Below are 18,421 nucleotides of genomic sequence, written 5' to 3' on the forward strand. Positions count from 1 at the left end.
GATTAATTAACGAGTTGTTCTACTTCTTTTACTACGTCCGCTACGGTACGCACCTGTTTAAAGGCTTCCGGCTCGATTTTCTTGCCGGTGATTTCTCTTAGTTTCACAACCAAATCAACGGCGTCGATACTGTCTAAGTCCAGCTCTTCGTAAAGGTTGGCTTCCATACTGATGTCGTCGGCGTCAATTTCAAAGTCATTCTCTAAAATGCCACGTAATACGTCATAAATTTCAGCAGCAGTTTTCATCTTCTATTCCACTATTAAGCGTTGTTGCGCGATTGTTCAATAAACTCGGCCAATGCATTGATAGATGCAAAGTGAGCCTTCGTTTGTTCTGAGTTAGCGTCGATTTTTACATCGAATGCCTTTTTAATAGCCAGACCCAATTCCAGTGCATCGATACTATCTAGGCCAAGACCGTCAATGAACAGCGGCTCACTGTCATCTATGTCTGCTACTTCGATGTCTTCCAGATCTAAGCTGGTAATAATTAGTTGTTTTAGTTCTAGTTTTAAATCACTCATAAATTCGCTACTTGATTATGAAAATAAGTTTCTAAGTGTTTGGTCAAGCCCCGCGACTGCATGCTCATGGGTTCATGCTCATGGCCCTGCCAGGGCTGCGGTTGCTCGGCGGCTATATGCATTGAAAAATGCGCTTTCTTCGGTGCCACCTTATACCAGGGCGTGCCCTTGGTCAGGGTGCTAGGCTTCATGGTGATCAGCACCGAGGTGATCACCGAGGCCGAGGGTAAACCACAGCGCAAAGCGATATTGGCAGCCCCGCGTTTAAATTTTTGCAGTGAGCCTTTGTCTGAACGTGTTCCCTCGGGGAAAATAATCAAATTATTGCCCGCAGCTAGCGAGCGACAACAATCCACCAGCAAGCCTTCGGGATCATCATTGCTGATATAACCGGTGCTTTGAATAACGCCGCGCATAAAGGGGTTTTTAAACAAATGCGCCTTAACCACGCAATCAGCTCTTGGCACAGAGGCAATTAGCACCACCACATCGATTAAACTCGGATGATTGGCAAGGATCAATTGTCCACGTAAGTTTTTAAAAGCATCGCGGTTGTGAACGTGAAAACCTATCACCCCCAAGGTATCCATCACGGCCACAAAAAAGCGAAAAGTGTAATGCACCAGCTTTCGCGCCTTGCGCTGACGCACCTCGGTTTGCCGGTAAATTAACCGCTGCAAAGGCAAGATGGTCAGGCTTAAGATCATACCACCGAGACCAAAGAGGGCAAAACAAAAACCGGTGCCAAGCACCCGCCAACAATAGTTGAGCTTGCTAATCATGGTGTAACCGCCAGCCACTAAGTTCAATGCTTTCTTGCTCGTGCAGGGCCTGTGCTAAACGCAGCGCTGGCACCACACCAGGCTTGGCTTTGCCATCGCTCTGTTCTAGGCGCAAGGTGGTACTCTGGTTTATAACCTCTGGGTTCGTGCTCAGTACTAAGGCAAGGCAATGATCCACTTGCGGCTCATCGGCAAACTCCTGATACAACTCGGGCAAGGTTTGATCAGCATGGATCACCACAACCCTTTCTATCTCCGGCTCCTGTAGCTGAATATAGGCCTCGCACAGGGCGCTGTTAATGCTGTTATTACCACCGGCCAAGGCGACAATCGGCGCCTTGTTATTGGTCAGAATTGATAGCAGTCCGGCTACGGCATTGTGAACGGATAAGCCAAATTGAGTAGGTGATAAGGGTTCTTGCGCTTGTAGTTGTGCCAACAAGTCCGAAGTTTTATGCAGGTCGCCATGGCGGGAGGAGAAAATAATCGGCATCGGCTGCGCATCAGGGTTTACCTTATGGGCACAACTGAGGATCATCTTGGCAAAAGCGCTTAAACGGCGGCGCTGAATAGGTTTGACCCAGCTGACATCAAGCGCAATAAATTCTGACGCCAATGCATCTAAGATTTTATTGAGCTCAATATTTTCTGTTGAGGCTGGCTGCGCCGCATATACGGCCAACTTTTCGACAGCACACTTCATCGCCAAAAGTCCGTTTTTTTACAAGGCGCAAATAGTAATGGATCGAAAAAAAAATAGCAAAAAAGCCGGTACAATTAACCGGCTGTTAAGTCTTTAAATGTTACCGCTTGGCTAATTAGTACAATTTAAACGCATTTTCAGCGATGATGGCCGCTGTTTGCTCACCAACTAGGTGTTTTTTGTCCAATTTAGCCATCAGTGCAACCCCCTGTTCTTGTTGTTTTTGTGTTAATGGCACATAAGGCAAACGCAGTACGGGTTTTACCGCGCCTGTCATCGCCAAAGCCGTGTTAATGGCAATGGGGTTAGGCTCACAAAACAGCCAATTCATCAGCGGCGTAAGCTCGGCGTTGAGCTCAGGTTGAGGTGATTTCAACAAGTCACAAAACAGCTCAGGGATCAGGTTAGTGGCCACAGAGATCACACCATGAGCACCGTGCTGATGCACCGCATCATGGGCTTCATCATCATTACCTGACCAACAGGCGATACCTTGGCGCTCATAGGCGGCAATGCGCTCGTTGCCCTGGCACTCTTTCATACCGATAAAGTTTTTGTGCCGTGCCAATGAGCCGATAAATTCAGGGGTGAGATCCTGAAATGTACGTCCAGGAACGTTATAGATAAAAGCAGGACCGATATCGAGTACGGCATTAAAATGGGCTTGTAAGCCCAGCTCAGAGGTACGGCCATAGTAAGGATTGATCTGCAAGGCGGCATGCATGCCGGTCGCAAAACCGTATTTAGTGGCTTTAATAGCTTCACGGGTGTTGTTGCTGCCAGTGTTACCGATAATCAAGATACGTTCGGCAAAGGTGGCGACGCTATGGGCAATCAGCATTAAATGCTCTTCCCAGTTCATCAGTTGCCCTTCGCCTGTGGTACCGCCAACAACTATGCCATCAACACCAGCGGCAATCTGGCGCTCAACCAAGGAATCAAAGGTTTCCAGGCAAATTTCGCCATCATCGTTATACGGGGTTTTTATCGCCGTGATCACTCGTGCCTGTCTTAATTGCTCCATAATTCCCATACTATTGGCTTCTCTCACTAACTATTTTAACTAGGGTCTGTTTATCTTTGCGGTTTACTTTATGTTCAATCTAAACGCATTCTGATCACGACGCTCGTTATGATGCATAGTCATTCTATGTTCATAGCGAGCAACACAGAGCAGGATGCGTTTAGATGAACCCGTAGGGCAGCGCTTGTAGCGCATTTCTACTGTGTTGTTACATGTTTATGTAGAATACTACACTACACATGTGCCGCCTTGTATAAATTCACTACAAACTGCTGCAGAAACAAACAACAAAGGTCAACAGACCCTAATTTAATCATATTCAAACGCCTATGCCGAGAGGTACGACATCATTGCGTACTAATTTCTCCATTTTAAGGCTTGCAACTTAATCGGGTTTGAATCAAGATAACTGTATAAACATACAGTTATCGATTTACCTATGCATCTTTTGGATTATTTGGAACAATTTTTCTACCGGGAAGATCAGCTTTGCCAACACCTGGGTGTCGACTGTGAGCAACTTGAGCACTGGCAACATCTGTGCATTTTTCCTCAAGCCAGCTATAGCTTGGAAAACACCATTCAATGCCACTCGGTACAGGGGATTTATGACTGTCAGGTATTTTGGCTGTACTACCCTATCGCCATGCAAGATTGGGGGCGACAAATTGCCAAGGCAAAGATAGAGTCGGCCAGTGTTGCCTTTAACCTCTTTGCCCAGCGGGCGATGCAAGCGCTTCACTCTTTGCAAAACGAGGGGCTCTACCTGGTTGACGACTACCTGGAGGATATTGACGAACGCCTCACCCACCTGTGGCAGCAATTTTTAAGCGGCCAATTCGGTACCCAAACCCGACAAGGGCAGATTGAAGAAATTATTCATATGGATGCATTGCGCTACAGTATAGACACGCTCACCGAGGGAATGACGGTCACCGCCTTAAGTGCCGAGCAAAGGCAGCAATTACATCCAATTATGAAACAATTTTCCAAAGCGATTATTGAACCGCCCGGCCATGAGTACAAGCATTCGCTGCGCGCCAAATACCTGGATGCCTTAGTGCTCAAGTATGATTTATCACTAAAACGCTAAACTAAAGCGGAAATTGTCGACCCTTCCTTTACTGATGCACGCACGCCACATACACTAGGGTCTATATCAGTTATATGTTGAAATAATGACGATTTTCCGCTTTTTACTCGTTTCGTTCACCCTCAGCTTGCTGTTTACCAGTGCAGGAGCTCAAGCCGTTCCCGATGCTCAGCCGCTTAAGGTACGCTTTGTGAACCCCGGTCACCAGTTCGATAATTCGACCGGGCTGTTTTGGCGTAACGTGGCCTTGGCGATGGAAGCTGTGGCCGAGGATCTCGATATTCAACTGTCGGTCACCTACGCAAACCGCAATCATATCTTGATGAAGTCACAACTGAACGACGCGCTCAGAAGCAATACCGACTATGTAATAGTGGTTGACGAGAAAAAAGCCATAACCAAACTGATCAAGGCCGATGCCAAATTAGATAAGCCACTGTTATTTATTTATAATGCTCCGCAGGAGCACATTCTCACCACTAAACCAGATTGGCTACTCGGCTATATTCTTCCCAATCATTTCGAGGCTGGTTATAAGCTGGCCCGCGGTCTGTTTGAGCGCGCCATTGAACGTTTTGGTGAAGATGCCAAACTCAATATGCTGGCACTGTATGGGGATCACACTACGGATTCGGCGCTCAGCCGCCAGCGTGGTCTGGAATTGTTTTTACGCCAGCACCCGGAAGTAGACCTGGTATACCATGAAGTGGCTAATTGGTCTGCAGAGCAAGGCTATCGCAAAAGCATTCGCGTGCTTAGTCATATCAAGAATATCAATATGATTTGGGCGGCCAACGACCCCATTGCAGGAGGCGCACTTAGAGCTGCTACGAGTGTAAACTCGGCGCAGTTACCGGTCGTCGGCGGTATTAACTGGGATAAGATGGACACAGATGAACACCTTGAAGTTTCCGTCGGTGGCCATATTTTATTGGGGGCTGCGGCCTTGATCATGTTGCACGATAGCCATATTCAGGGCAATGCTTTTGTTTCGAACAGTAATCTGGCCATATTTGAGCCAGATGCCGAGCAATATCAAATACTGATTAAGGCCATACAAGAGCGCACCCTAGGCGATATTAACTTTAAGCGCTTTAGCAGCTTACACCAAGAGCCCTGGCCCTTTACCCTGCAGAACCTGGCCCTGTGTTTACAAAAAGGCTGTTAACCAAAAACAACTTACCTAAAGATACAAGCCATAGATAGCTAATAAGAACAAGAACAAACCAAAAGGCAAAGCAAAATGATAATGACACCCATCGCAGCGCTCATCATTTTAGGGATGGGTGTCTATTTATACCAGCGCCGTAAAAAACAAGCGCAACTTGTGTATATAGAGCAATACCAGTTTGCGCCGGCGATTGCCGCCAAAGTAAAAAGTGCTTACCCTCACCTCAATGACAAGGATGTGGCACTGGTACTTCAGGGGTTACGGGATTACTTTTATATCTGTCATCAGGCCGGTAATAAAATGGTGGCCATGCCCTCACAGGTGGTCGATGTGGCTTGGCACGAATTTATTCTCTTTACCCGCAACTATCAGCAATTTTGTAAAAAGGCACTCGGGCGATTTTTGCACCATACGCCGAGCGAGGCCATGAGAACCAAGGTGGTCGCCCAAGATGGCATCAAACGCGCCTGGCGTCTGGCCTGTGCCAAAAGCAAGCTGCCCGCGGCTGCTCCCACTCAGCTGCCCCTGCTGTTCGCAATTGATAGTCAGCTAAAAATTGAAGACGGCTTTGTCTACGCCTTAGATTGCAAGAATAAAAAGTCGCCTATGTATGGTGATGGCTATTGCGCCGCCCATATAGGTTGTTCATCGGGATGTGCAGGTGACAGCGGTTCAACGTCGAGCTCGAACGATAGTGTCGGTGGTGACTCAAGCTGCGGTGGAGGCTGTGGCGGCGGCGACTAACACCGCAACCACTGAAAAACTAGATATTATTGACCAAACAATAATTGCCAAAAGCCAGGCGGCTCATGGAGCTCGTGGTACTCTTTGCGTAGTGAGTCAATGCTTTTCAGAGCCACTCTCGCTTGAGCTAACTCGTTATTTTGCGCCAAGGTGCGAACCAGAGAGATTTGCTCCAGTACCTTGTCCAACCCTTGCTGTGACTGTTCCGGCTTCTTATTAAAGCGGGCCTGCTTGGCTTGCTCTACCAAGGTCTCTAGCTCGTCTAAGGCAAGTAACATTTGCCCTTTATCCTCAGCTTTAACCGCTTTTTTAAAGCTGTGGCCCATTTTCTTCATCACGGCTTCAAGATCGACGCTCTGCTGAGCCGTTGTCTGCATTGACGCCAGACCAATAAAAACACCAAGAAACAGGGATAAGACTAAACGCATGGGAGAAACCTCTTAATTCAAACTGCCGCCATTGTACCTCAGCACAGTCTCGACACAAGGGCGCTGTCAATCCCCTTTACACTAGGGTCTGTTTATCTTTGCGGTTTACTTTATGTTCAATCTAAACGCATTCTGATCACGACGCTCGTTATGATGCATAGTCATTCTATGTTCATAGCGAGCAACACAGAGCAGGATGCGTTTAGATGAACCCGTAGGGCAGCGCTTGTAGCGCATTTCTACTGTGTTGTTACATGTTTATGTAGAATAACTACACCACACATGTGCCGCCTTGTATAAATGCGCTACAAACTGCTGCAGAAACAAACAACAAAGGTCAACAGACCCTAGTCATCCAGGGCGCTTGGCCATACATGAGGTTGTGCGTAACTGAGGCGGCCAAGGCGGCTGCCAACATGGTACCCGTCTAATCCCGTTATCGCCACCGTATCTATGCTGTTAAGATCGATATGGCCATCGCTGCACAAGGCGTTGTCACTGACCTCCCCCTGTTCGATTGCGCCAATCAAGATCAGGGTGCCATTTTGTTCTATGACCTGCTCAGCAACCAATTTGACCGAATATTTCAACAGGCTTTGGCTGACGAAAGGAGCGGGACACTCACCGATAAATTGAGGCTCCAAACCCACCGCATCAAATTCACTTTCATGCACGGCGTACTTGGCCGAAGTCTGATGCGCGGCCTGCCAAAAACCACTGTTCACTTGGTTAATGGTATACCAACCCGTGGCTCTTATATTACTGAGGGTATGGCGCTCCACCACATCCGGGCGCATGATCATGGCAACCAAAGGAGGATGCGCCCCCAGGTGTACCACAGAGCTGACAATGGCTAAGTTATGGTTGCCCTTACCATCTGTGGTGCCCACCAGGTTTGCACTTTTATACCCCGACAGGCTGTTTACAAAGTGCGCTCTATATCGTGAGGGCATTGCCCCGAGGTCATCTTTACTAAATTGCATTATTATCCTCTCTATAAACTTTAAAATTCAATGGGTTGTCTATTCCAGTCATAGAAGCCGCAGGGCGGAAGAAAGGTATAATCTGTGCTGAGCTCCCGTAAACGCTGGGCGACAAAATGAGGGGTAAACAACTTGCCCGCAGGCACATTTTTTTGAAAAGGCTTAGACAGCGCACTGTCCGTGGTACCGGGATGAAACAACAAAAATTTGCTTTGCTTGTGCGTGCGCCGGATTTCAATAGCGGCGGTTTTGGTAAGCATATTCAAGGCCGCCTTTGAGGCGCGGTAGCTATACCAGCCCCCCAGGCGGTTATCTGTGATGCTGCCCACGCGGGCACTTATAATGGTGACCACGCATTGCGCTTCGGGCGCCAAAATCTTGCTCAGGTTCGACAGCCACCACATAGGGACTACCGTGTTGCACTGCATCACCTCGAAAAAGGCCGACTCCGAAAATGCAGTAAGCGATTTTTCGGGCTGCAGCTCCTCTGCGTGCAGCATACCGTTGCAAATATAAATGTGTTCAAAGGCCAACCCCTGTTGCTGGGCATCAAGACACCAGTTGGCAATCGCCTGCTCACCGTAATTCAAACAACTGTGTCGCTCACGCGCGAGCCTAGCTCTGCTCACGCTGTGCACCTGCGTCCCGTGTGACTCCAACTCATCGATAAGAGCTCGTGCGATGGCACTCGAAGCGCCTATAATCAGGGCCCTACTCATGTCGCTCACCGATTGCGCACTGCCCTTTGCATGGGCTTGCCGATAGCCAACCCGTTATTCGATGACGATTATTAGCAAAAATGCGATAACAGCAGTCTGCGACAAAACGGATCAACGGCCAGCGCAACACCCTTAACCAAGGATACTTGCCAACCGCCCGCCACGCGGCGACATTGGCATCCAAACCCAGTAAGATCTGCCCTTTGTCATCAAGGGCATGCAAGGTCTTTAAGGCGGCGTGATAGTCAATCATGGGGAAATATGACAAGTCTTCAGCGTTATTTATATCGATAAGTACAAGAACACCCTCGTTAGCGTACCCTTTTAATTTTCTGATCTCGGCGGCACACATCGGACAGTGGCCGTCATAAAATAAAGTGAGCATACATTTCCTCCGTCTTTCATTACGAACAGAGGCCGCCTTAAGATCACCCAATAAAAAAGCCCTTACGCAGAGGTAAGGGCTTGGTGGTAATGCAAATGTGACAAGGAATAATTAGCTGGCGCTGCGCAGGCTCACGTCCTGGCCGTCGGCACGGGTGCCGTCCGGGCGCAGCAGGTTCATATCGTAATCAAATTCATCGACGCGAATAGCCAGCTCACGCTTGCGGTTATAATCAACCAAAGACGCATACTCATTGGCATCGATCACACCGGCCGTCAGAGCATTATCCAGCGTCTCGGCAAAGCGCACGCCTGAGCGAATCTGCTTCGACTTAATAGCCTTGCGCACCTTGGCTAGGCTTTCAAGGTTTGCCAGCTTGGCTTTATAGGCCTGCTCGTTGATATCGTGACCATCCCCCGGCGTTGGTTTCACCAGATGTGTCAGCTGGGCTTTAATGGCCGTATCCAGTTGCGCCTGATGGGCCAGTTCGCGAACCAAATCATCACTTATGGTTGGCATCTTGTAGCCGTACTGCCAGGTTAGGAAGCGCATAAATTTGCGCGTGCCCGATGCTGGGAAGTTATCCAAGAAGGCATGCAATGCCTGCTCCGCTTGTTGCAGTGCCCAGCGGGTCGCATAGTGGAAGTATGGCGCCGCTTGCGCGCGATCTGCGCTGCTGACCTTTTGCTCATAGTATTTAATCGAGGCCATGGCCGCATACATATAGCTCATCACATCGCCCAGTCGCGCCGACAACATTTCCGCCTGCTTTAATTTTCCGCCCAAAACCAACAAGGAGAAATCCGCATACACGGCTAGGCGTGACGACAACTTGTGAACCGCCTTTTCATACTCGCGTACTTCAGGCAAAGACGATGCGCTTGGCGCGGTAAAAGGCAGTAAACCATGTTTAAAGGCACGCAGCGCATTGCCGGTGCTGTAGCCCACGGTTTTACGCAAAATGCGATTAAAGGTGGCATCGGCATCTTTTTCTTGCGAGTGAATAGACTCCACCATGCTTTGCAAGTATGGATGACAGCGCATCACGCCTTGACCAAAGATCATCAGGTTACGCGTCAGGATGTTCGCCCCTTCTACCGTAATGGCGATGGGCTGAGCGACAAAGCCGCTGGCCAAGGTGTTTTGCGGGCCGCGCTGAATGGCTTTACCGGCTTGAATATCCATGGCCGAGTTCAGCACGTCACGGCCGATTTCGGTCATATGGTACTTGGCAATGGCGGTTACTACCGAAGGCTTCAGACCCATGCCCAGACCTTCTGTGGTGAGCACGCGCATGGCTTCTTGCAGGTAGGTTTTACCGGCGATATCGGCCAGCTTTTCCTGAATACCTTCGAACTGACCTATAGCCAAACCAAACTGTTCACGCACGGCAGCATACTCAGCGGCGCCCTTAAAGGACACCTGAGATACCGACACACCTAAAGCTGGCAATGAAATACCACGGCCGGCACCTAAACAGCTCACCAGCATCTGCCAACCGCGGCCGATGTTCTTTTGTCCGCCGATAATAAAGTCCATAGGAATAAAGACTTTTTCACCGCGCGTCGTACCATTGTAAAAACGCACGCCCATAGGGTCGTGGCGATTACCCAGCTCCACACCTGGGTGGGTATTTGGAATAAGTGCACAGGTAATGCCTAAGTCTTCTTTATCACCCAACAGGTGATCTGGGTCTTGCACCTTAAAGGCCAAGCCCAATACGGTGGCGATAGGTGCCAGGGTGATATAACGCTTGTCCCAGGTTACTTCCAGGCCAAGTACTTTCTCGCCTTGGTATTCGCCTTCTTTAACCACGCCGATATCCGGAATACCACCGGCATCCGAACCCGCTTCCGGGCTGGTCAGGGCGAAACAAGGAATATCGCGGCCGTTGGCCAGGCGCGGCAGATAATGATTTTGTTGCTCTTCGGTACCAAAGTGCAGTAATAACTCACCCGGGCCCAAAGAGTTTGGCACCATCACGGTTACAGCAACCGCCGATGACTTAGTAGAGATGGTGGCCACTATGGTCGAGTTAGCATAAGGGCTAAACTCAAGACCGCCGAATTTCTTCGGAATAATCAGCGAGAAGAAACGTTCTTTTTTCAAAAACTCAAGAATATGCTCTGGCAGATGCGTGCCCGATTGAATTTCGGACTCGTCGATCATTTCCAACAGCTCGGCCACAGGGCCATCAAGGAAGGCTTGCTCTTCTTGGCTCAAGGTTGCCGCTGGCACATCGCGCAGCGCTGCGAAATCCGGTTTGCCGCGGTAGATAGAACCTTCTAACCAGACATCACCGGCATCCAGCGCCTCTTGCTCTGTGATAGAAATACTCGGAAGGATTTTTTTTAATTTTGTACGTAAGCTCATAACCAACTCATCTGACCAGTTAATTTCCCTTATTACGTCATAAAAATCGGCTTAGATCAATTGGTCCAACCAGTTTTTTAACAGAAATTTTAAACTTTATTTGCCTCACTCACCCCAAACGCCTGAATTACCGCGATTTGAGCGTACAGTTGCACACAAAAAATAATTTGGCGCTTAGGGTAAAAAATGGCGCTTAAAGCTGTGTTTTGTACCGAAACGGATGAAAATAACACTTCTTGATATAGCTCTAGAGTGAATTATCACTTAAATGACTAGGGTCTGTTTATCTTTGCGGTTTACTTTATGTTCAATCTAAACGCATTCTGGTGAATTTAGCACTAACCTATAAGGCATAATTCATCCATGAAGCTTGGTTACATCGTGCATCCATGCACTCACCTCGCTTAGCTGCGAAGCATTGCTTCGGTCTTGCTCGCCTATGTTCATGGCGAGCAACACAGAACAGGATGCGTTTAGGTGAACCCGTAGGGCAGCGTTTGTAGCGCATTTCTACTGTGTTGTTACATGTTTATGTAGAATACACCACACATGTGCCGCCTTGTACAAAGACACTACAAACTGCTGCAGAAACAAACAACAAAGGTCAACAGACCCTAATGAATAAACAGGCCAAAAAGTGGCTGATAACATTAAAATGGAAGCAAAAAAAACAGCTGCGGCTAAAACTCTCCGCAGCGGGCATTTAAAAGGGTGATTAAATCCTTTGGTGCCAAGGCCAGCTCAACACCGCGCTTGCCGGCACTGACATAAATTCTTTCCTGCGCCAAGGCGCTTTGATGCACATACACGGGCAACCGTTTCTTTTGCGCAAAGGGGCTCACACCGCCGAGCACATAGCCGGTTACCCGCTCCACATCGGCCCCCGCGGCCATGGCCACTTTTTTACTGCCCGCCAGTTTAGCCAAGGATTTAGTATTAACCTGTTGGCTCACTGGGGTAATGGCGACCACAAACCCTTGCTCTGCAGTTTCCAGCACCAGGGTTTTAAATACACAGGCGGCGTCTAAGGCCAGTTTATCTATCACTTCCTGACCATAATTATCAACCTGGGTGTCATGCTCAAAACTGATAAGCTCAAATGCCACCTTATGCTTGGTTAAAAAGGTTACCGCAGGAGTCATAGCCAATCCTTTGTAATAAGTCTTTATCATCAACAGCATACTGTTTGCCGCCGGCTCTTGTCTATGCTCCACAGGCTAATATTAATCCGTAAGCATATCGGCACAGATAGCCGCACAAAAAGTAACGCAACAGGACAATTTAATGTATTGATTTAAACGAGTTGCGCAGATATGATAATAAATATCATTTAGACTTGGATCCCCACGCTATGAACTCATTGTTTAAATCAGCCAAAACCTTGGGCGTGAGCCTGTTATTCGCCTCTGCATTTAGCTTTCAGCCTGCCTTTGCCAACGGCCCAATCGGTGAGCACGTCAATCATTTACAGGAAAACCTAAAAGACTATTCCGAAGAAGTACAATGGATAATTGGCAAGGTTGATACAATGGTCGGCGACTATGAAGCCAAGGGCGCCAAAGCGGTAAACAGCGACGATCTGGTCGAATACTGGGAAGCGGTTAAATTCCACAGCGCCATAGAAACTAACTATGTGCCCGTTTATGCTTCTATTTGGCAAGGCCTTTATGGCATCAAGATGGCCATAGACAACAAAGCGCCAGCGGCCGAAGTACGCAAGCAACAACAAGCCCTCAATGCGGCTCTATGGCAAGGCTTGGGCGCAGTTAAACTGGCGGCGCAATTCCAACAAAAAGGCCTGCTGCAAAGCGTTAAGGCCACGGCCACAGAAACCATGACGCAAAGCGCTACCATGGACGAAATCAACCACAAGCTTGACCGTGTCGTTGCCAAGTACGCTGAGCGCCTAGGTGAGGAAGCCACGCAAATAGTTCATGACACTTACCTGCACCTGTTCGAAGGCGTTGAAGGCACTTTAATTGAGCAAGATGCCAACCTGGTTGAAGAGTTGGAAAAAGACTTTAATGTCACCTTGCCAAAGGCAATCGCCGATAACAAGAGCGTCGATGACGTACGTGCTGTGGTTGTTGCCATGCAAGGCAAGCTGGATCGTGCCAAAAAGCTGATTGAAAAGGCTGAAAAAGCCCGTAAGGACGTGTTCTAAGTGAAACGCAGAACCTTTATTCAGGGTCTGGCCGCCTTTGGGGTAGCCAGCACCTTGCCGCTGCCTCTATCACGGACATGGGCCGCAACCGCCGCCAACCCAGTGTCGGTAGACTCCCTTCCCGCCCTCGAAGGTAAGTTGACCTTGTATCTAGGTCGCGGCGAAGGCGGTCTGTATGAAAATGTCCTGCAAGCCATTCAAGATAAGAACCCGAATTTAGAACTGGGTATTCGTCGCGGCCCTACTGCTGCTCTGGCCAACACCATAGTCGCGGAAGCGAAAATGGGTGTACGCCGCGCCGATTTATTCTGGGCGGTGGACTCCGGCGCCATAGGCTTGGTGACAGACGCTGGGCTGGCACAGCCGCTGCCTGCTGACTTATCGGCACAACTGCAACCTCAGTTTCGCTACTCGGGCTGGGCGCCGGTCACCGGCCGCATACGCACCCTGCCCTATAACACAGAGCGCCTAACTAAGGAGCAGATCCCCGACAGCATTATGGCTATCGCCGATAGCGACCTGAGCATTGGCTGGGCTCCGGCCTATGCCTCGTTCCAGTCCTTTATCACCGCCATGCGCTTACTTGAAGGCGATGATAAAACCGCCAAGTGGCTGAAAAAGGTGAAAAAGAAAGCCAAATCCTATGCCGGTGAACTAGGCGTAGTGATGGCCGTAGAGCGCGGTGAAGTTGACATAGGCTTTGCCAATCACTACTACAGTTTGCGTCTGAAAGCGGGTAAACCCGAAGCCAAGTTAGATCTTGCTTTTACCCAAAATGATGCCGGTTGTCTGGTTAATGCCTCAGGTATTTTAGCGCTGAATAAAGACCCGCTGGCAACCAACTTTATGCGTTATCTATTAAGCGCTGAGGTACAAGGTTATCTGGCCCGTGAGGCCTATGAAATCCCGCTTATAGAAGGCATTAAACAGCCTGAAGGCCTGCCTTCCATAGCCAGCATTTCGCCGCCTAAAATAGACTTAACGCAATTGGCAGACTTGCGCCCGACCTTGGATTTAATGCGTAACAACGGTGTGCTCTAATGCGCCTGCCTGCTTCCTATCCCATGGCGCTGCTTGCAGCGCTTGTGGCCCTAACACCTGTGTATGTGCTGCTCACTCTCGCCAGTGATGCCAGCAATGTATTCGACAGCCATAACCTCGCCATACTAGGCAATACCCTGTCGCTGATGGTACTCACCGTGTTGGGCTCGATCCTTATCGGCGTGCCCCTGGCCTTTATCAGCGCCTATGTGCATGTACCGCTAAAGAAGATGTGGCTAGTGGTGTTTGCCGCGCCTTTGGCCATCCCCAGTTATATCGGCGCTTTTACCCTGTATGCAGCCTTTGGCCCTGGGGGCGAGATCAACCAGCTGTTTGGCATAGTCACGCCGCCCATGTACGGCCTCAGCGGCGCCGCCATTGTTATGACCCTGTACACTTTTCCCTTTGTGATGCTGACCACCCGCTCTTCGCTGCTGAGTCTCGATGCCAGCATGGTCAATGCAGCAAGAACCCTGGGCATGTCCATGACCATGAGTGTGTTTAAGGTGATTTTACCCCGGGTGGTAAACGGTATTGCCGCCGGTGCCTTGTTGGTGGCCTTGTATACCCTGTCCGATTTCGGCACCCCGGCGATGATGCGCCTGGATACCTTTACCCGGGTGATCTATGTGGAATACAACGCCTTTGGTTTAAACCGCGCCGCCATGCTGTCGTTGCAGTTGATGTGCATCGTTGGCTTTTTGCTGTTTTTGGAATCGCAAATCAAAACCGCCACCGAGCGCCATGGTCGACCCTTGATCTTATTCCCTAAGCCCTGGCAAGTTGCGGCCCTGTTCGCCACCTTCGCCCCAGTACTGCTCTTAGCAATTGGCCTGCCCTTGGCTATTTTCTCACTGTGGTTGGCCCGCGACGGTCTGGCCGAGTTCGACTTCTCTATTGCCTGGCACTCCGCCTATGCCTCGGGCATAGCCGCACTGGTGGCTGTGATTGTGGCCATTCCCGTGGCTCATGCGGCGCTCAGCGGTAAGGCTGGTCGTATTATGGAGCGTATTACCTATTTCGGCTTTGGTATACCCGGTGTCGTTATGGGCACCGCGCTCGTCTACGCCGGCCTGCAACTACCCATGCTTTATCAAACTCTGGCCCTGCTGGTTATCGCCTATGTGCTACGGTTTTTACCCTTGGCGGTGGGCTCGGTACGCACCAGCACCGAGCATATGGACGCCAGTTTAGTTAAATCGGCGCGCGTTCTTGGAGCCAGCCCACGAGAGGCCTTTACCCGCATCACCTTGCCGCTGACCGCCCGCGGTATAGTCGCAGGTGCAGCCCTGGTATTTTTAGAATCAATGCGAGAATTAGAGGCCACACTCTTGCTCGGGCCCACAGGTTTTGAGACCCTCTCAACCTATTTATGGCGCGTTTATGAGGCGGGCTACTTTGGCCGCGCCGCCATCCCCGGGCTCTTGCTTGTGGTGATTTCCGCCTGTGGTTTAGCTATTATGCTTTCCGGTGAAAAACGCAGTAATTAAGGATCAAAAATACATGTTATCTGTTAGTAAGTTAGCTATCGATTATGGTAGTAATCGAGTCGTAAGCGACTTAGATCTCTCATTGGGTGAGAGCGAGATCCTGATGCTGGTTGGTCCTACCGGCTGCGGTAAAAGCACCATTTTACAGGCGCTTGCCGGTCTTATTCCGATCAGCGCCGGAGAAATCAATCTTGGCACTTGGCGCGCCACACCAAAATTACATGTGCCCCCGGAAAAACGCCGCGTCGGCATGGTGTTTCAAGACTTTGCCCTGTTCCCCCATCTCACCGTACAGCAAAATATCTGCTTTCGCTTAAAGGATACCTCCTTAGCGGAGCACTGGATTGAACTCCTTGGCCTTGGTGCCTTTGTCGATAAAAAACCCGCCACACTGTCAGGCGGCCAAAAACAACGAGTGGCATTAGCTAGAACTCTCGCTCACCAGCCAGACTTTGTGCTTTTAGACGAGCCTCTATCGAATCTGGATGCGGCGCTTAAAGACACCTTGCGCTGGGATATTCGCAATGCCTTAAAAGCAGCCGGCGTTCCGGCCATTTGGGTGACTCACGACCAAGAAGAAGCCCTGTCGGTAGGCGATAGAGTTGGAGTGCTAAAAGAGGGAAGCATTCAGCAAATCGATACGCCAGAGCACTGTTTTAGCCTGCCCAGCAATCGCTTTGTGGCGCGTTTTTTAGGCGAAGCCAGCTTTATTGCCGGCGACTATCAACACGGACAGGCCAGCACTGCCATAGGTATAGCACCGGCGCAAGGCATAGATTGTGACTCGGGCGCCGTGGATGTATTACTGCGCCCAGATGACGTATTACTGGCACAAAATGGCGATAACAGTAACGGCACTGTAACCTGGGTGCGCTTTGAAGGCGGCAGTCGCCTGTGCGCCGTCGAGCTGCAATGCAATACCCTGGTCACCAGCCGAGTCAGCCATGAGGTAATGGTACGTCCCGGCGATAAAGTGCATGTCTCGCTCAGTACCTCCCATCCTTTGGCGGTGTATCAAAGGCATCAATCATAAAAACCTCACTGGGAGCCTGCGGCGCGAGGTTCCCACACTTTTAAATCCAGTTTAAGTTAGTATGAAAAATCCAATATAATAATTCTCTTAGCGCTGTTTTCTTAGATCATTGCGGCCTTTATTGACAGCTATTTTCTGTTTACCCACGGCAAGGTAAACATTACCTTTTTGCCTCATACCCTGTTTATTTCCTTTTGCTGTTTTGCCTGGTGTAAATCTCATGGCAAGGAAAACGCAATAACCCACCTTGGTTATTTTCCCTTGTTTTGTGCCCTAATCGGTTTTATCGGCATTCCCGCCTATGGCTACAGTAAATTCGGATTTGAACAAGGCAGCAAGATATTCGGCGGATTTTTAGCCTGCCTATTTGCCGCTACCTTGCAGCTCGGTGTCGTCGACTTTGGGGTTAGTGCCGCTTACGCTTAAACAGCTTATATCTTGTTTATCCAAAACATTTTTAACTTTTAATATCTAACTCAAGCCCCGATCCAGGCTCTCCCCACAAACCCAGCAAAACCACTTTTATCTAACCCGCTAATAAAATTACGCCCAAGTTCAGAGGCTTAATTATCAATTTTTGTACCTCAGTAACACAGCTTAAATTAGGCACTATACTGATCTATCTAGCGGGTTTGGTTACAAATTGCTTGTTCCGATAGGGGTATTACATACCTGCTGGGGAAAGCCGATAGGCAAGGAACAAAGTAGTTAGAAGTTTGTGGCCAAACGAATATTCACCATATGGACGCTCAACAATGGGCGCAAGGGTTGAATAGAGGAAACTATGAAGGTGCCTCTTGGTTTAGGAATGTTTCTGACTTACCTTGTTTATCAGGCAGGGCAGACCCCTTTTTATGTGGGTGCCTGGCAACTTGATGAGAACAAAACCCTTGCTAGCCTACTCTCGCAACATGAGATCCCCGCCGAAGAACGACTTATGCTGAGGGATAATATCAACTCAGATATTGTCCATGTCCTACATCAGCATGTCTTTACCACCTACCCCGCCAACCGCATGCCCGAGCAGCTCAAGTTTACTCCCCATAAGGTAGAGATCCTCGGTGACACTACCATTAGAACCACCTATTTTAGTCGCCCCCACAGAGCGGATATCGTTCAGATCCTCACCTTTGAAGGCGATTGCTACTATGTACGCTCAAGCAAATGGCAATTTAAAGAGTATTATTGCCGGGTGGAGTGATGTCAACATAAGCACTAAACGCCCACAACCTCGACCTGGAATTGAGCATGAATCCGGCTCATTTATACCAATTCTGTTGAGTATGTGATCAGATATAGCGCTGGATAAATGAGATGATAACAAGGCGGAATTTTTCTATGTAATTATTTTACATGGAAAAATTCCAACACAGTGAGCATGATATTTAGCTCGCTAGAATGATTAGCTATTTAACTGAATTGGTATTATTACACTAGAGTTAAAGTATCGGATTTTAGTGTGCGGAGGCGAATATGCTTTTAAAAAGGCTCAGAGTATTTACTCTGGTTTTAGTCTGCCTGCTGCTGATCTGCTTGGTACAGGCCGAATACAGTTTCTGGCAACAGCTGCGCCAATGTGTACTGCGCTGTGAGCAATTAACTCAGGTGAAATCAGCCATCCATGATATTCACTACAGCGATAGCGCCGAGCTGCGCCGTTGCAGTTGGGACGGTGAACAGGCCATTTTGCTTAACTAAACCAGCAATTAAGCCACCAGGGACTAAAGCGATTTACGCGGACATAAAAAAGCGCCTTTCGGCG

21 protein-coding genes are annotated in these 18,421 nt (G+C 49.1%); 10 read left to right on the plus strand and 11 right to left on the minus strand.

The features are described 5' to 3' along the window. Window positions 1-2: 2 nt before the first annotated feature. The 5 genes from WCN91_RS10715 to dapA form a co-directional block, all read right to left on the minus strand. Entirely contained in the window at window positions 3-248 is a 246-nt protein-coding gene (locus WCN91_RS10715) for an acyl carrier protein (RefSeq protein WP_342678905.1), read from the minus strand. A 14-nt stretch (window positions 249-262) separates the two neighbouring features. Continuing rightward, on the minus strand, window positions 263-526 hold the full coding sequence (locus tag WCN91_RS10720; RefSeq protein ID WP_105189045.1) for a phosphopantetheine-binding protein: 264 nt from the start codon (window positions 524-526) through the stop codon (window positions 263-265). Further along, a complete protein-coding gene (locus tag WCN91_RS10725; protein WP_342678908.1) occupies window positions 523-1,308 on the minus strand; it encodes a lysophospholipid acyltransferase family protein in 786 nt (261 codons plus the stop codon). The genes WCN91_RS10720 and WCN91_RS10725 overlap by 4 nt, the downstream gene beginning before the upstream one ends. After that, a complete protein-coding gene (locus tag WCN91_RS10730; protein ID WP_342678909.1) occupies window positions 1,301-2,011 on the minus strand; it encodes a beta-ketoacyl synthase chain length factor in 711 nt (236 codons plus the stop codon). The genes WCN91_RS10725 and WCN91_RS10730 overlap by 8 nt, the downstream gene beginning before the upstream one ends. Before the next feature lie 115 nt (window positions 2,012-2,126). Further along, window positions 2,127-3,044, minus strand: a complete 918-nt coding sequence (gene dapA, locus WCN91_RS10735; protein ID WP_342678910.1) for a 4-hydroxy-tetrahydrodipicolinate synthase — start codon at window positions 3,042-3,044, stop codon at window positions 2,127-2,129. A gap of 430 nt (window positions 3,045-3,474) precedes the next feature. Between dapA and WCN91_RS10740 the strand changes: the two genes are divergently transcribed. From WCN91_RS10740 to WCN91_RS10750, 3 genes are all read left to right on the plus strand, one after another. Then, a complete protein-coding gene (locus tag WCN91_RS10740) occupies window positions 3,475-4,128 on the plus strand; it encodes a DUF6058 family natural product biosynthesis protein (protein ID WP_342678912.1) in 654 nt (217 codons plus the stop codon). An 85-nt stretch (window positions 4,129-4,213) separates the two neighbouring features. Then, complete coding sequence (locus WCN91_RS10745) at window positions 4,214-5,296, plus strand: substrate-binding domain-containing protein (protein ID WP_342678914.1); 1,083 nt, start codon at window positions 4,214-4,216, stop codon at window positions 5,294-5,296. Window positions 5,297-5,371: 75 nt separating this feature from the next. Beyond that, window positions 5,372-6,043 (plus strand): glycine-rich domain-containing protein, encoded by a 672-nt coding sequence (locus WCN91_RS10750; protein WP_342678916.1) that lies wholly within the window; start codon window positions 5,372-5,374, stop codon window positions 6,041-6,043. 26 nt (window positions 6,044-6,069) lie between these two features. Here WCN91_RS10750 and WCN91_RS10755 read toward each other — a convergent pair whose 3' ends face one another. From WCN91_RS10755 to ybaK, 6 genes are all read right to left on the minus strand, one after another. Next, window positions 6,070-6,471 (minus strand): cytochrome b562, encoded by a 402-nt coding sequence (locus tag WCN91_RS10755; RefSeq protein ID WP_342678918.1) that lies wholly within the window; start codon window positions 6,469-6,471, stop codon window positions 6,070-6,072. 347 nt (window positions 6,472-6,818) lie between these two features. Next, complete coding sequence (locus WCN91_RS10760) at window positions 6,819-7,454, minus strand: flavin reductase family protein (RefSeq protein WP_342678920.1); 636 nt, start codon at window positions 7,452-7,454, stop codon at window positions 6,819-6,821. Window positions 7,455-7,474: 20 nt separating this feature from the next. Beyond that, window positions 7,475-8,173, minus strand: coding sequence for an SDR family NAD(P)-dependent oxidoreductase (locus WCN91_RS10765; RefSeq protein WP_342678922.1), 699 nt, complete (start codon window positions 8,171-8,173; stop codon window positions 7,475-7,477). After that, window positions 8,166-8,558, minus strand: a complete 393-nt coding sequence (locus WCN91_RS10770) for a thiol-disulfide oxidoreductase DCC family protein (RefSeq protein ID WP_342678924.1) — start codon at window positions 8,556-8,558, stop codon at window positions 8,166-8,168. The genes WCN91_RS10765 and WCN91_RS10770 overlap by 8 nt, the downstream gene beginning before the upstream one ends. A 111-nt stretch (window positions 8,559-8,669) precedes the next feature. Further along, window positions 8,670-10,931 (minus strand): acyl-CoA dehydrogenase, encoded by a 2,262-nt coding sequence (locus tag WCN91_RS10775; protein WP_342678927.1) that lies wholly within the window; start codon window positions 10,929-10,931, stop codon window positions 8,670-8,672. A gap of 680 nt (window positions 10,932-11,611) precedes the next feature. Further along, window positions 11,612-12,073 carry a Cys-tRNA(Pro) deacylase gene (gene ybaK, locus WCN91_RS10780; protein WP_342678929.1) on the minus strand — a complete coding sequence of 154 codons (462 nt, stop codon included), beginning with the start codon at window positions 12,071-12,073 and terminating at the stop codon, window positions 11,612-11,614. A 209-nt stretch (window positions 12,074-12,282) separates the two neighbouring features. Here ybaK and WCN91_RS10785 point away from each other — a divergent pair, with 209 nt between their 5' ends. From WCN91_RS10785 to WCN91_RS10815, 7 genes are all read left to right on the plus strand, one after another. Then, window positions 12,283-13,095, plus strand: coding sequence for a hypothetical protein (locus WCN91_RS10785; protein ID WP_342678931.1), 813 nt, complete (start codon window positions 12,283-12,285; stop codon window positions 13,093-13,095). Then, window positions 13,096-14,136, plus strand: a complete 1,041-nt coding sequence (locus tag WCN91_RS10790; RefSeq protein ID WP_342678933.1) for a substrate-binding domain-containing protein — start codon at window positions 13,096-13,098, stop codon at window positions 14,134-14,136. It begins immediately after the preceding gene. Beyond that, entirely contained in the window at window positions 14,136-15,626 is a 1,491-nt protein-coding gene (locus WCN91_RS10795; protein ID WP_342678935.1) for an ABC transporter permease, read from the plus strand. Before WCN91_RS10790 ends, WCN91_RS10795 begins: the two co-directional genes overlap by 1 nt. Window positions 15,627-15,639: 13 nt before the next feature. Continuing rightward, window positions 15,640-16,659 (plus strand): ABC transporter ATP-binding protein, encoded by a 1,020-nt coding sequence (locus WCN91_RS10800; protein WP_342678937.1) that lies wholly within the window; start codon window positions 15,640-15,642, stop codon window positions 16,657-16,659. 168 nt (window positions 16,660-16,827) lie between these two features. Then, window positions 16,828-17,085, plus strand: a complete 258-nt coding sequence (locus WCN91_RS10805) for a hypothetical protein (protein WP_342678939.1) — start codon at window positions 16,828-16,830, stop codon at window positions 17,083-17,085. Between the two features lie 358 nt (window positions 17,086-17,443). Continuing rightward, on the plus strand, window positions 17,444-17,860 hold the full coding sequence (locus tag WCN91_RS10810; protein ID WP_342678941.1) for a hypothetical protein: 417 nt from the start codon (window positions 17,444-17,446) through the stop codon (window positions 17,858-17,860). Between the two features lie 272 nt (window positions 17,861-18,132). After that, window positions 18,133-18,357: a hypothetical protein gene (locus tag WCN91_RS10815; RefSeq protein ID WP_342678943.1), complete on the plus strand. Its 225-nt coding sequence runs from the start codon at window positions 18,133-18,135 to the stop codon at window positions 18,355-18,357. Window positions 18,358-18,421 lie beyond the last annotated feature (64 nt).

The sequence above is a fragment of the Pseudoalteromonas qingdaonensis genome, assembly GCF_038739665.1.
Classification (GTDB): domain Bacteria; phylum Pseudomonadota; class Gammaproteobacteria; order Enterobacterales; family Alteromonadaceae; genus Pseudoalteromonas; species Pseudoalteromonas qingdaonensis.